This is a genomic window from Mesorhizobium sp. M0292 (assembly GCF_040321695.1).
Classification (GTDB): Bacteria; Pseudomonadota; Alphaproteobacteria; order Rhizobiales; family Rhizobiaceae; genus Mesorhizobium.
The window spans coordinates 177,056-191,082 of sequence record NZ_JAMYSB010000001.1; the positions used below are offsets into that span (position 1 = coordinate 177,056).

The window sequence follows — 14,027 nt, forward strand, 5'->3', positions numbered from 1 at the left end:
TCGGTGAGCGCCCTTGTCGTGAGACTCACGAAAAGGCGACAAGAAACGCGGCAAAAAAGGGCGCCGTACCTCTCGGAGCCCTTTTTCAAGTTCAGTTTGGAACCGGCGACCTACCAGCCTTGCCGGCCATACCAGTCATCGATGTCGCGCCGGGCGCGGTCCTTCTCAATGCCGTAGCGCTCCTGAATCTTGCCTTCCAACTGATCGCGGTTACCGGCAATACGGTCCAGATCATCGTCTGTGAGTTTGCCCCACTGTTCCTTGACCTTGCCCTTTACCTGCTTCCAATTGCCTTCGACACGGTTCCAGTCCATGGCACCTATCCTTGTTTGTTTCGGACTGAGAAAAACGCCGTCAGGCTAGCGGAGTTCCCGTCAAGTTTGAGCAGATCGACCGATCGAAGCGTGGCGAGGTAGGCGGCCCCGAAGCAACCCGCCCTGGAACGCGATGATGGCTTGCCGCGCCGGCCGTGTTCTCCACCGTCTTGGCCACAGTCGCTCGCGAGACCAGCTTCGTTGAACAAACACCGACAGGGATAGCGTGAAGCCACTATGCTGCGTTCGTCATCCAAGCCTGGCGTCAGATACTAATTCTTTCTGTTGGGAGCCATGTTCCCTGCGGCTTTTGCCCTGAAGCGCCTTACCCGGCTGCGTGTGCCGCAGCTCTCATCCGAGCACCACCGCCTGCGCCCGCCACGCGAGGTGTCGATGAAAAGCCAACCGCAGTTCGGCCCGGTGCACTCGCGCACGCGGCGGCGGTCATTCCTGGACACCAAAAACTCGGCTGTCTCAAAGGCCACGCGGTGGCCGATAGTGTTCAGACTGGCTGCGTCGGTCCACTGCCAAGCGAGGCGGTCGCCGGACGGGAAAAGCGAGCGCTTCGGCAGGGCTAGGGCGACTGTATCGCGCACGATTTGCAAGGCATCGTCCGGCGCCCGGGCGCCTGCCGCCTCGGTCTGGAGAGCCGCGTAAACGGCCTCGCGCAAAATCTTGGCCTTTTCCAATGCCGCCTCCGCAAGGAGCGGGCGGGCGGAAGCCTCCGCGAGCAGTGCTCGCGCCTCATCGACGTCGATCAAATCGGCACGTCCAGCCCAGACGACCAGGTCGGCATAGGTCTGCAAGAGGTCTGGCCCCCACACATCGCGTCGCGCGTCGACCGTGTTGACGAAGTCCAAGCAGGGGTGACCGCCAACCATGCGCATGTCGACGATAGTCTTCGCACCATCCATCCCGGAAACATCGGTTGGCGGAACCGTATTGGCAAGAGGCCGTTGTAACGAAATAAACGTCCTTTGGCCGTTACGACGAACCAACAACGCCCAGCGAAGGCTGCTTCCGATGAACCGCAACACAGCGACATTTCTGGTTTTATGTGTGATCTGGGGCACCACGTGGATCGGTATCAAGGCAGGGATCGCCACCGTGCCGCCTCTGATGTTCGCAGGCACGCGTTTTACAGTAGCCGGCTTGCTGATCCTCAGCGCGACGCGCCTAAGGGGCGCTGCTCTACCACGGGTGGCGAAAAGGAGTTGGCCGCGTCTTTTCGTTGTTACGTTGTTCATGATTCCGCTTTGCTATGGCCCACTCTTTTGGGGCATGCTCTATGTCGATACGGGCACCGCGGCTGTTCTTGAGCTTTCGCTGACCCCTGTCACGCTGCTTGGATTTGCGTTGCTTCTGGGGGACGAACGCTATGACGGCCGCAGGCTCTTTGCGATTTTGCTCGGTGCGGCCGGTCTGTGCATCCTGTTCGGGCCCGAGGCCTATGCTAGTTGGACACACGCAGACCAGCAGGGCAGGGGGCTCCGGCTGCTGGCGATGACAGCGGTGGCGTCGGCAGCTGTAATCTATGCATGGGGTTCGGTGCTCGCGCGGCCGCTTCTTGAGGTATATTCATCGGACTTCATCGCCGGCTTCACCACCCTTTTCGGGGGCGCATTCCTAATTCTCATCTCACTCGTTGTGGAGCCAGGCGCGGCCGCGGCTCTAAAAGGCGATTGGGGCTGGCCGGCCTGGGTCGGGTGGCTGTTCCTCGTGCTGTTTGGTTCGTTCATAGGCTACACACTCTTTATCCGGCTCCTGCACGAAATCGGCGCCTCGCGCGCCGGAGCATTTGCCTTCGTCTCACCCGTGATTGCCGTCGTGCTTGGCATCATCACCTACGGCGAGGAGGTTAGCCTGATCGACATCATCGGCATGGCTATCATGCTCTTCGCAGCGTTTCTTGCGCTACGCGAGCGCAAACAGGAAACATCATCCGCTTCCCCGCCGTTGATTCCACGCTCCGCGCGGGCCGATGGCAGAATATGAAAGACGGCGCGCGCATCCAGCCGCCAATCAGCCTTGAGATGGAAAAGCACAAGGTTCGCGTCTATGCGAAAAGAGGGCTTTCCCGGCAGCGTATCCCGCCTACACCGGCGGCGAGGAAAGCTCCAGCTCATATGAAAACACTAGTCGGCGAGGGATTTTGCCGAGTTGCTGTCAAGATTGTAGGCGGGATTTGATGGAAAAATCGCGAGGCTGCAATCAGCGACCTATTCGTTCCGATCGCGATGCAGGCTATCCGCCAACGCGTCGACAAAGTGTCAGCCGCATCGCTTCAGTTCCGCCACCTGAACGCCGAGACGGAATGCCTGACCATCGGCATAAGAACGTGCATAGCTTTCTGCTTCGAACGGAAACGTCAGGGTGCTGCCGTAGGCGGTGACGCGGACCGTCCACTTCTTGTCGCGAACGAGTTCGACCGAATTGTCGGGCGACGTCATGATTTCCTCCGGCACCAGCAAGGCGAAGGCACGGATAACGTCGCAAAGGTCGTTTGAATGCAAACAATCCGACACGCTCATGTCGCTTGTTCTATACGCCCAGACTTTCTCTCGATTAGAGCAGCGCCCGGCTGCAATGTCGGTGGCGTTAAGTCCCCTAGCTGCCAAGACCTTTCCCATTGGGTCGGTCCCCTTGCGGCCTCACGCAGCGACCTTTCTGAACCCAATCGCCGAGATCGTCAGCCCGCAGTGTCTTCGAGAGAATAGCCGGCAAGCCGCAGGGTGCGAATGGCAACTCTGCGACGACTGCTTCAACAACTTTCGCGACTGGCTCATGTGAACGTCGACCACCTGGGCGCTCACACTGGCTTTCTGCGACCAGCCAGCTGCGGTGAATTCATCACGGCTGATCACCTTTCAGGATTCTCGAGCATGTGGCGCACCAACTTGAACTCGATCGGCCCAAGAGGAATCTCCCCGGTGCTGCAAATACGGTGGTATCGAGCTCCATCTCGAGGTCGCGATATATCAGTGGTCTGCGCTTCTGCGCCAATTTCGTGACGGTAGCCCAATCGCGAGCCTTCGCAGGTGGTCGAGGAGCTATTGCGGCGCAAATGGTCTGATGAAGCGTTCGTCGAGGGAGATGCACCGGCCGCGGCTCCGTCGAACTCAACGAGGGAAACGGAAGTCAGACGTTCCTGGATTGGCCTTGTTGAACGGTCGATCCCAATGGCTGAAGAGTACGGCGCGACATTGAGGGCGCCAGCGAACCAGCTCTAAACCGGTCGAGCTAGTAGCCGGGCCGGGTCAATCCGAGACAATTTCGTAGTGAAGAAGCTGGGCTTCGTCGAGTGCCGACTTCACTCCAGGCGAGATGACGCCGGAGCCGAAGAGGATAATATCTTCACGGCGTACGAATACTTCATGGCCCAGTCCCATGGACACAAACGTGCCCGAAGAGCTTCGTTCGAGAAGCCGAGCTCTGCCATTCAATATGGTGAAGGCGGCGTGGGACCTCGATACCCAGGGCCGCTCGACGATGATGTCGCATTCCGCCGATCTGCCGATTGTCACGGATTCGCCGTTTCGACAGGATCGCAGCTGATCTCTGTAGCGGATGACCAGATGAATCTGCCGCGGCAGGACCGAGCGTCTATCTGTAGTGGCGCCATGGCTGGTGATCTGCGTACCGGGGGCCCCATCGTCGCTCCACAGGGTATAGACATCGAAGAACTCTTGCTTCCCCTTCAAGGCCATTTTGTCGAGGAGCCGCAGGCCCTTGCGGCTTCTCGGGGAAAGGGCTTCGCAGAAGCTCTGGCTGATCAGCACCTCTCCGGGGTTCGCCGTGGTGGACAACCTTGCTGTGACATTGACAACGTCACCGAATATCGCGCCCCGCGCGCGAATGACCGCCCCGAAATGCAATCCGATACGGGCGCTTAACGGACCTTTAGTCAGTTGGTGGCTGATTTGGCAGACGGCCCTCAGCGCCATTTCCGGGCTCTCGAAGAGGCTGAGTATGTCATCGCCCTTCGAGTAAATGAAATCACCACCGTGCTTGGCGACGATCTCGCGCATCGTGTCCAGGCAATGCGAGACCTGCTGTAGAGCGGCATCGTCTCCGATCCGCTCATAGAGTGGCGTGCTGCCCACGACATCAGCTAAGAGGACTGCGGCAAGAAGCGTTTCCTGGTCCATCGATCTCGTGTCCGACCCAAAAAGTCAGCGTGCGTGTATAACACACGAGGTTGCCTGCGACATGTCTGCTCGTGCGCCTGGGGCCGGGGCGATGCCTCAGGTGATCGTCGCGGACGGTCGGGCATATGCCATTCGTCGGCTTCGTGCCGGCATCCAGAACCCTCTTCGCCCCAATCGTTCGCGACTTCGGTGCTATGAGTGGACTTGTCTTTTTAGGTTCGGAAAGGCTGACCGAGTTGCAACGGGCGACGGCCTTCTCATGCACCATCAACCACGACCCGATCTCGGCCCTCCGACTTCGCACGGAATAGTGCCAGATCGGCGGCTTTGACGAGATCATTCGGGCTCTCGTTCGTATTTGGGACCGGTGGCGACGCCAACGCTGTGCTTTGCGATAAGATCACGGATCCATTGATCAGATTTCAGGTATATTCTCTTTGAAGATCACCTGAAGTCGTGGTTGATGCGGTTCATAGTTCAGGTGCCTGACAGAGTGGCTTAAAATGTTGAGCGCTTCCCGCGCCTCGACGCGCGGATTTTGATCTATGACCGCATCGAGCGTCCCATCCAACAAAAGTTCCTTGGTGCCGTCTGTCACCTCGTGGCCGAGAAAGAGAATGTCTTTCGCGCGTCCACGCTCCTTGAGCGCCCGAGCGATGCCGGTGTTGCCGGCGCCGACATTGTAGATCGCGGCAAGATCGGGGTGCCGGTCCAGAAGCGCTGATGCTTCCGAATAAGCCTTCTCTCGGTCATCCAGCATTTCGCGCATCTCGACGATCTTGAGATTGGGCGACTCCTCGGTCAAGATGTGCCGGAATCCCATCTCGCGTTCCTCATGGCCGCGATAGGACAGCGAACCGGCGAACAGCGCCACCTTGCTTGGGCGTTCCGATCCCATGAAGCGGTTGAGCAGATAGCCGGCCAGCCGCCCCGCGGCGCGGTTGTCGATGCCGATATAGGCCACTCTCGGAACATGCAGGATGTCGGAGGCGATGGTCACCACCTTGACGTCATTGGCCGACAGCGAGCGGATCGCCTCGCGCACCGTCGGATGATCGAGCGCGATCACGCCGACGCCTTGTGTCTGTCCACGCAATTCTTGCAGCAGGCGGGCGAGCCGGTCGGGGTTGAAGCCCTCTATGGTGGCGATGTGGACGTCGAGATCGGGGCGCGCCAAGGCCTGCGCCTCGATGTGTCGATGCAGCATCTTGATGAAGGAATTGGTGCCGGCCGGCAGAGCGAAGTCCAGACGGATGACCTCTCCAGGTGAGGGCCTGGGCGGCGCTCCGTTCGGGCCCTCGGCGATGTAGCCGAGGCGCTGCGCCATTTCGAGCACGATCTCACGCGTGCGCGCCCGCACACCTGGCCTGTTGTTCAGCACGCGGTCGACGGTGGCGGCGGAAACGCCGGCTTCCCGGGCTATGTCAGTCAAGGTGGAACGCACCGTCTTCATCTCCTCAATGCATCAGATCGCACAATGCCGCTAGCCCGTCCGACGGCCACAGCTGCCAGCCATCAGCGATTCTGATGGGAAATGATGTATCGAGCCTTAGCCGATGCGCAAGGAGGTTGGGCTAAATCGCGTCGCCCGGCGTGATAGTCGCGTGCCAGAAAAGGCAGATTTCCCATCAAATCGAGGCATTGAGCCCGTGTGTCGACCTTTGCATCACGTATTTTCTCCGCAGTTGCGGTGTTACGATGTATTTTGAGTATTTATGATGTTGACAGCCTTCCGGTGCTGCCGTCAATATCCCTCAACGGGCTTGTGGAGGAAACATTGGCCCTGAGGGAGGAATTCCTATGTCTGATCTGATCCGCATATCGCGACGCGGCTTGTTGGCGTCCGGAGGAAAGGCGGCGGCGTTCGTGGCTGCGGCCGGTATCGCCCCGCAATTCATCCGTCCCGGCCGTGCCCTTGCGGCCGACGCGCTGGCGCCAGGCATGGTCGGCGGCCCCACCGGTTTCGAGGGCGCCGAGCGCTATCAATATGGCGCCGACACGCCGGAAGGCCGTGCCGTTGAGGCGGCCAAGGCCTTGAAGGGAGCTGGCAAGGCACCGGCCAAGATCGTACTTGGCCTGTCGGATGGCTCGATTGGCCAACTCACACAGCCTTTCCCAGCGGGTGCGCCGTCGATCAAGGAGCTGTGGGAAAAGGAAACCGGCATCCAGATCGAGATCGTCGGCCTGCCGAACGGCCAGGAATTCACCAAGACGATGCAGGACATCTCCACCAAGGGTGGGGCCTATGACATCTACTCGACGGAATGGAACCGCCTCGGCGACCTTGCCGAGACCGGCGGCATCGCCAAGCTCGACGACTTCGTCGCCCAGTACAAGCCCGAATGGGACGATCCCAAGACCGGCTATGTCGACGGCGCCAAGGGCGTGTCGCTGCTCAACAAATATCGCGGGTCCAACTATGGCGTGTCGCTGGACGGCGACTTCCAGACCTGGGTCTACCGCAGCGACCTGTTCGGCGACGCCGCCGAGCAGAAGGCGTTCAAGGACAAATTGGGCTACGATCTGGCGCCGCCGAAGACCTGGAAGCAGCACAGTGACATCGCGGGCTTCTTCCAGCGCCCCGACAAGGGCCTGTTCGGCTCCACCGACCTGCGCAACCAGGGCTGGGGCTACACCAACTGGTATCAGCGCTATGTCTCGATGGCATCGCCCAACCAGTTCCTGTTCGGCGACGACGGCAAGCCGCTGATCAATTCCGAGCACGGCATTGCCGCCACCAACGGATATGTCGGCTCGCTCGTTCATCACTCGCCGGACGCGATCTCCTGGGGCTGGCCGGAGCAGTATGGAAATTTCGCCAAGGGCGGCGCGGCGATGACCTGCGCCTTCTCGAACCTGCCGAAATTCCTCGACAATGCCGGCAACAAGGATTCCGCCGTCACCGGCAAGATCGGCTCGATGCTGCCGCCCGGCCGCGAAGTCGACGGCAAGCTGATCAGCCGTTCCGTGCTGTGGTTCTCGCTGACCGGCATGGTCTCGTCTCAGTCGAAAAACCAGGAGGTCGCCTACCTCCTGCTGCAGTGGCTGGGCTCCGCCCGCATCTATGCCTGGATGAGCGCCAATCCGGGCGGCTATCTCGATCCGTTCCGGCTCTCGGATTTCTCCGATCCGCTGGTGCGCCAGACCTACCACGCCTACCACATCGACGTGGTGCGCGAGACCGTCGCCCGCACGGTGCCGACGATCAACTATCCCGGCGCCACCGCCTTCCACAACGCATTGGACGAAAACCTGATGGCGTCGCTGACCAAGGCCAAGACAGCGGAACAGGCGATGGCCGACACGGAAGCGGAGTGGAAGAAGATCGCCCGCCGCATCGGCGAGGACAAATTGCTTGAAGCCATAAGGACCAACAAGGAGGCCTGGCCGACTGTTCTCGATCCAATCAGCTGATCCGTCTCCCTGGATCAGCGCTGGAGGGGAGGAGCATCTGTTCCTCCCCGCCGCAGTCAACGCCACCAGCAAAGCAGCTAGATGAAGCGTTCCGTCCCCTTCGAGATATTCCGCTACGCCGCGAACTTCGCGGCGATGGCGGTGACGCTGGTGCCGATCCTTTGGATGGTGTCGATGGCCTTCAAGCCGATCGCCGAATGGTCGGCGACCGGCGCCGACCTGACATGGTGGCCGAAGAACCCGACGCTGGGCAATTTCCAGTTCGTCTTCGGCGAGTCCAACAACAATCTGATCGTGGCGCTCGACCGCACCGCGCTGAAGCCGATCCTGTCGTCGCTGCTGTCTTCTGTGTTCGGCACGGCGATCGCGATGTCGGCGGGCACGGCTGCGGCCTACGGGCTGTCGCGTTTCGGCTCGGGCCAGAACCTGCCGCTGGCGCTGATCCAGCTCAGGCTGTTTCCGCCAATGGCGGTGATGATCCCGGTCATGATCATGTGGGCCTTCCTGAACTTCACCGACAGCTGGTTTGGCCTGGCCCTGATCTACGGCATCGTCACCCTGCCGTTCGCTTTCTGGCTCATGAAGACCTTCTTCGACGACATGCCGCGCGAGATCGAGGAAGCGGCGCTTGTCGAAGGTTGTTCGCGGCTGCGCGTCTTCACGCGCATCACGCTGCCGATGATGCGCGCACCGCTGGCCAGCGCCGCCCTCTTCGTCTTCATCCTCAACTGGTCGGACTATCTGATCGCGCTGCTCCTGACGACGCGCGAATGGGTGACGATCCCCGTCTACATGGCCTCGCTGTCCTCCTCGATGACCGGTCAACTCTATGGCGCCAAGGCCGCGCTCGGTCTTATCGCCGCGGTGCCGCCGGTCATCATGGGCATTGCCATCCAGCGCCATCTGGTGCGCGGGCTGACGTTCGGCGCGCTCAAGCAATGAGCGCGGTGACCGTGACTGTCTCGAAGGACGCAAAGGCCGCGCTTGGCAAGCCCGTGCTGCGGGACGAGGGAGCGCGGCTGGGATTCCGGCTGACGCTGCCGGCGCAGATCCTGGTGCTCTTCATCTCCGTCTTCCCGCTGCTGATGCAGCTCTACATCAGCGTCACCGAGTGGTCGCCGCTATCCGGCCTGGGCTGGTGGAACGCATGGGAGATGTGGAACAGCTTCGCCAACTACACCGACCTTGCCGCCGATGCGCGCTTCTGGAGCGCGCTGAGGCGCACGGCCATCGTCATGGTCGTGTGCGTGCCCGTCGAATTCCTGCTTGGCCTGGCATTGGCGACGCTGTTCGCGGACGATTTTCCGGGCAAGCGGATCTTCTATTCGATCCTGCTGATGCCGATGATGGTGGTTCCGGCGGTGGCCGGCTACATGTTCTTCATGCTGTTCCAGTCGGGCGGGCCGCTGAACGACATCCTGTCGGCACTCAGCGGTTCCCGCGTCACCATCGCCTGGCTGTCTGACCCCACACTGGCGCTGATCGCGGTGATCATCGCCGATATCTGGCAGTGGACGCCGCTGATGTTCCTGATCCTGCTTGCCGGCCTGGTCGGCGTGCCGCAGGACCAGATCAAGGCGGCGACCCTGCTCGGTGCCAATCCGTGGCAGCGCTTCGTCACCATCGTGCTGCCGAAGATCAAGACGATCATCATCATCGCGCTGGCGATCCGTGTCATCGAGAACTTCAAGATCTTCGACACGCTCTACATCATGACCGGCGGCGGCCCCGGCGTCGCCACGGAGACGATCTCCGTCTACATCTACAAGGTCACGACGCAGGACCTGATCTGGGGCTATGTGGCGGCGATCGCGCTGGCCATCCTGGTCGTGCTTTCGATCGTTGCCGTATTCGCCATGAAGCGCATGGCGCGGGCAAGGCTGGTGCCGGCATGAGCGCGATCCAGCTGCGCAACCTGGTCAAGACCTTTGGCGACTTCACCGCTCTGAAGACCATGAATCTCGATGTTGCCGATGGCGAGTTCATGGCGCTGCTCGGGCCTTCAGGCTGCGGCAAGTCGACGACGATGAACATGATCGCCGGCATGGAAGAGCCGACCAGCGGCAAGATCCTGTTCGGCGAGCGCGACATGGCTGGCGTGCCCATGGGCCGCCGCGGCGTCGGCTTCGTTTTCCAGAACTATGCCATCTTCACCCACATGACGGTGCGCCAGAACCTTGCCTACGGGCCGCGGATGCGTGGTGCGGCGAGAGCCGAGATCGACCGCCGCGTCGGCGCCGTCGCCGAGCTGCTGCAGTTGACGCCGCTGCTCGACCGCAAGGCCGACCGGCTCTCGGTCAACATCCTGCAGCGGGTGGCAATCGGACGCTCGGCGATCATGGAGCCGGCCATCTTCCTGCTCGACGAGCCGCTGTCCAATGTCGACGCCGCCTTCCGGGCGGTAATGCGGACCGAGCTCAAGCAGCTGCAGCGCCAGTTCAGGCAGACGATGGTCTACGTCACCCATGACCAGCTCGAGGCCATGACCATGGCCGACCGCATTGCCGTCATGGATCACGGCGTGCTGCAGCAGGTGGGAACGCCGCTGGAAGTCTACAACAATCCAGCCAATGTCTTCGTCGCCCGCTTCATCGGCGCTCCGGGCATGAACCTGCTGAAGGGAAGGCCGGCGGAGAGCGACCGGGGCCTGGTGGTCGATCTCGGGCAGCTGGGGGTCACGCCGACGCTGCCGGATGCGCTGGCCGCCACCTTGCGCGGATCGCGCTCCGAGGTGCTTTACGGCTTCCGGCCCGAACAGGTGTCGCTGGTGCAGAGCGGGCAGGGCCTCGCCATGCCGGTGAGCTTCGTCGAGCGGATCGGCGCGAGGACCATCGTCCATCTCGGCGATGGCGAGACCGCCGTGAAGGCGGTGTTCGACAATGCTGTCGGACTGTCGATCGGCGAGCTTGCCGTCGTCGCCCCCGTGGCATCGTCCGTGCGTGTCTTCGATGCCCGCAGCGGCATTGCGATGAAGGCAGGTTGACATGGCCGATATCGTCTTTCGCAATGTCAGCAAGCGTTACGGCACGACGCTCGCCGTCGACGACGCCTCATTCACCGTCAATGACAACGAATTCTTCTGCTTCTTCGGGCCGCCGCTGTCGGGCAAATCGACAATCCTGCGCCTGGTGCTCGGGCTGGAGACGCCTGACGCCGGAGAGATCCTGATCGGCGGCAAACCGGTCAACACCGTCTCTCCGGCCGAGCGCAATGTCGCCATGGTGTTCCAGAACCTGGCGCTGTTCCCGCATATGAGCGCGCGCGAAAATGTGCGTTTCCCGCTGGTCGAGCGCAAGGTCGCCGAGGCCCAGATCGAGAAGCGTGTCGCCGATGTGGCCGCCAAGCTGCATATCGGCCACATCCTTCACAAGCCGCCGGCGCAGCTTTCCGGTGGCGAGCGGCAACGCGTGGCCATAGCCCGGGCCCTGGTGCGCGACCCGAACGCCTATCTGATGGACGACCCGATCTCTGCGCTCGATGCGCGGCTGCGCGAGGAAACGCGCGTCGAGCTCAAGCGCATCCAGCGCGAACTCGGCAAGACGCTGATCTACGTCACCCATGACCAGGAAGAGGCGATGTCGATCGCCGACCGCATCGCGATTCTGGAGAATGGGAGGATCCGACAGATCGGCGCCCCGTCCGAGATCTACGACCGCCCGGCGAACACCTATGTGGCGCGACTGCTTGGTTCGCCGATGATGAACATCCTCAAATCCGTTCGCGGCGAAGATGGCGTCGAGGCCGCCGAAGGCACGGTCAGCATCGACGATCGCGCTGCTCCGGCCGACGCGATCGAAATCGGGCTGAGACCGGAGGACATCAAGGTCCTGCCCTGGGTCGACGGGGGCGCTGGCCGCCCGGCGCGCGTATTCGAGGTCGAGCCCCTTGGCGGTTACACGGTGGTAACGCTCGCCGCCGGAGAGGCGCGGCTGAAGGCGCTGCTGCGCGGCCAGCCCGACATCAGGCCGGATGCGGTGGTAGCGATATCCTGCGAGCCGGCCCGGGTGCATTATTTCGGGCAGGACGGAGGCGCGTTGGCGAGATGATCGCGGCTGCGAAAACAGAATTGCGGGAGGAAGACATGGCGGGCGAAGGCTTCGAGCCGGACGTGAAGGTCCGCACGAAAGAATACCGTATCGGCTGCATCGGCGCCGGCATGATCATGGCCGAGTGCCATCTGGCAGCCTATCGCGAAGCGGGGTTCAACGTGATGGCGATCGCCTCGCGGACCCTTTCCAATGCGCAGAAGGTCGCCAAGCGTTGGGACATCCCGACCGTGCACGACACGCCGGAACAGCTGATCGAGGATTCCGAGGTCGAGATCGTCGACCTGGCGTTTCCGCCCGACCAGCAGCCGGCATTGATCCGCCATGTGCTGAAGCAGCCTCACATCAAGGCGATCCTGGCGCAGAAGCCACTGGCGCTGTCGGTCGATGAAGCCGTGAAACTGCGCGACGAAACGGCCAGGTCCGGCAAGATCCTCTCGGTGAATCAGAACATGCGCTACGACCAATCGATGCGTGTGCTGAAGCAGATCATCGAGAGCGGCGCGCTGGGCGACATCGTCTTTGCGCAGATCGACATGCATGCGATCCCGCACTGGCAGACCTTCCTTCAGGACTACGACCGGCTGACGCTGGCCAATATGAGCGTGCATCATCTCGACGTGCTGCGCTTCCTGTTCGGCGATCCCTCGGAAATCACCACGCTAACACGCAAGGACCCGCGCACGACATTCGAACATACCGACGGCATCACCGTCTCGACGCTGCGCTTTCCCTCCGGCGTGCTCGCCGTGTCGCTGGAGGATGTCTGGTCCGGCCCACGTCAGGAGGGCTATCTGGACGACCAGCACATCAACTGGCGCGTCGACGGCACCAACGGTGTCGCCAAAGGCACGATCGGCTGGCCGAAAGGCGTGGCCTCGACGCTGACCTATGCCTCGACCGAGACGACGGATGGCAAGTGGGTCAGCCCGAGCTGGGACACGATGTGGTTCCCGCATGCCTTCATCGGCGTGATGGAGCAATTGCAGCATGCGGTGAAGACAGGCGCGCCGCCGGCGCTCTCCGTCGCCGATAACGTCAAGACGATGGCACTGGTCGAGGCGGGCTACCGCTCGATGGCGCAAGGCCGCACCATCAAAATGTCCGAGATATCGATCGACTGAACATGCCGCCGAATAGTGTGGCGGCTGAATCGCTTACAGGGAGGAATTCACATCATGATGCAGGCAGGTATTTTCACGGGCTATTTCCCGTACGGGCTCGAAGAGACGGCAAAGAAGATCCGCGGACTCGGTTTCAACACGGTGCAGCTCGACCTGCATTTTAGGGATATCGATCTGTCGGCCGGGCAGATCACTGAGGAAAAGGCCAAGCAGGTGCGCGACGTCTTCCGCGACAACAACCTGCCGATCTGCTGCGTGTCGGGCTACACCAACATTATCCACCCCGATAAAGTCGAGCGCGACAAGCGCGTCGGCTATCTCAAGGAAATCATCCGCAATGCGCGCGCCTTCGGCTCGCCCTACGTGATCTCGGAGACCGGCACCTACAACACCGAATCCGACTGGGTGCATCACCCCAAGAACAAGACCGAGGAAGGCTTCGAGGAATGCCGCAAGGTGATCTCGGAGCTTGCCCAGACGGCTTACGACCATGGGGCGGTGTTCCTGCTCGAAACCTATGTCAACAATGTCGTCGGTTCGGTCGAGGAGACGGTGAAGATGTTCGCCCAGGTCGACCATCCGGGCCTCGGCCTGTTGATGGATCCGACCAACTATTTCGAGACCCACAATATCGACAAAATGGACCAGATCCTCAACCAGGTGTTCGACACGCTGACCGACAAGATCAAGATCGCGCATGCCAAGGACGTCAAGCGTTCGGGCAGCGACAAGTCGGAAAAGCATGCCGACATCGGCGACGAGGATGCGATGGAGAGCCACACGTTCCGCGGCGTCGGCGAGATCGAGCTGCCGGCGCCCGGGCTGGGATCGCTGAATTACGATCTCTATCTGCAGCGGCTGGCGGAAAAGCACCCAAACATCCCGGTCATCATCGAGCATCTCTCGGAAGACGACGTGCCGCGCGCGAAGAAATTCCTCGACGGGAAGTTCCGCGCCAACGGCCTGTGAGCGCCGGTTGCG

Annotated in this window: 13 protein-coding genes; 8 read left to right on the forward strand and 5 right to left on the reverse strand. The window is 61.5% G+C overall.

Annotated features, from left to right (window positions below; all coding sequences use genetic code 11):
• Positions 1 to 110 precede the first annotated feature (110 nt).
• Both NKI96_RS00885 and NKI96_RS00890 read right to left on the reverse strand, forming a co-directional pair.
• Entirely contained in the window at positions 111 to 314 is a 204-nt protein-coding gene (locus NKI96_RS00885; RefSeq protein WP_023669466.1) for a CsbD family protein, read from the reverse strand.
• Between the two features lie 272 nt (positions 315 to 586).
• Entirely contained in the window at positions 587 to 1,351 is a 765-nt protein-coding gene (locus NKI96_RS00890) for a CGNR zinc finger domain-containing protein (RefSeq protein ID WP_155921724.1), read from the reverse strand.
• On the opposite strand from NKI96_RS00890, the gene NKI96_RS00895 reads away from it, so the two are divergent.
• Complete coding sequence (locus tag NKI96_RS00895) at positions 1,338 to 2,309, forward strand: DMT family transporter (protein WP_023689436.1); 972 nt, start codon at positions 1,338 to 1,340, stop codon at positions 2,307 to 2,309. The two genes, NKI96_RS00890 and NKI96_RS00895, sit on opposite strands and share 14 nt — an antisense overlap.
• Positions 2,310 to 2,584: 275 nt before the next feature.
• On the opposite strand, the gene NKI96_RS00900 is transcribed toward NKI96_RS00895, so the two are convergent.
• The 3 genes from NKI96_RS00900 to NKI96_RS00910 form a co-directional block, all read right to left on the reverse strand.
• Positions 2,585 to 2,845 carry a hypothetical protein gene (locus NKI96_RS00900; protein WP_023689435.1) on the reverse strand — a complete coding sequence of 87 codons (261 nt, stop codon included), beginning with the start codon at positions 2,843 to 2,845 and terminating at the stop codon, positions 2,585 to 2,587.
• A 726-nt stretch (positions 2,846 to 3,571) separates the two neighbouring features.
• Positions 3,572 to 4,462 carry an adenylate/guanylate cyclase domain-containing protein gene (locus NKI96_RS00905; protein ID WP_023822878.1) on the reverse strand — a complete coding sequence of 297 codons (891 nt, stop codon included), beginning with the start codon at positions 4,460 to 4,462 and terminating at the stop codon, positions 3,572 to 3,574.
• Positions 4,463 to 4,877: 415 nt separating this feature from the next.
• Entirely contained in the window at positions 4,878 to 5,906 is a 1,029-nt protein-coding gene (locus tag NKI96_RS00910) for a LacI family DNA-binding transcriptional regulator (RefSeq protein ID WP_023669472.1), read from the reverse strand.
• A 356-nt stretch (positions 5,907 to 6,262) separates the two neighbouring features.
• Between NKI96_RS00910 and NKI96_RS00915 the strand changes: the two genes are divergently transcribed.
• From NKI96_RS00915 to NKI96_RS00945, 7 genes are all read left to right on the forward strand, one after another.
• Entirely contained in the window at positions 6,263 to 7,876 is a 1,614-nt protein-coding gene (locus tag NKI96_RS00915; protein WP_023822875.1) for an extracellular solute-binding protein, read from the forward strand.
• Between the two features lie 81 nt (positions 7,877 to 7,957).
• Positions 7,958 to 8,818, forward strand: coding sequence for a carbohydrate ABC transporter permease (locus NKI96_RS00920; protein WP_023822874.1), 861 nt, complete (start codon positions 7,958 to 7,960; stop codon positions 8,816 to 8,818).
• Positions 8,815 to 9,771 carry a carbohydrate ABC transporter permease gene (locus tag NKI96_RS00925; RefSeq protein WP_352802558.1) on the forward strand — a complete coding sequence of 319 codons (957 nt, stop codon included), beginning with the start codon at positions 8,815 to 8,817 and terminating at the stop codon, positions 9,769 to 9,771. The genes NKI96_RS00920 and NKI96_RS00925 overlap by 4 nt, the downstream gene beginning before the upstream one ends.
• A complete protein-coding gene (locus NKI96_RS00930; RefSeq protein WP_352802561.1) occupies positions 9,768 to 10,859 on the forward strand; it encodes an ABC transporter ATP-binding protein in 1,092 nt (363 codons plus the stop codon). The genes NKI96_RS00925 and NKI96_RS00930 overlap by 4 nt, the downstream gene beginning before the upstream one ends.
• Position 10,860: 1 nt before the next feature.
• On the forward strand, positions 10,861 to 11,922 hold the full coding sequence (locus NKI96_RS00935; protein ID WP_023822871.1) for an ABC transporter ATP-binding protein: 1,062 nt from the start codon (positions 10,861 to 10,863) through the stop codon (positions 11,920 to 11,922).
• Positions 11,923 to 11,957: 35 nt separating this feature from the next.
• Complete coding sequence (locus NKI96_RS00940; RefSeq protein ID WP_352802564.1) at positions 11,958 to 13,046, forward strand: Gfo/Idh/MocA family protein; 1,089 nt, start codon at positions 11,958 to 11,960, stop codon at positions 13,044 to 13,046.
• A 54-nt stretch (positions 13,047 to 13,100) separates the two neighbouring features.
• Positions 13,101 to 14,015 (forward strand): sugar phosphate isomerase/epimerase family protein, encoded by a 915-nt coding sequence (locus NKI96_RS00945; protein WP_352802567.1) that lies wholly within the window; start codon positions 13,101 to 13,103, stop codon positions 14,013 to 14,015.
• The last annotated feature ends 12 nt before the right edge of the window (positions 14,016 to 14,027 follow it).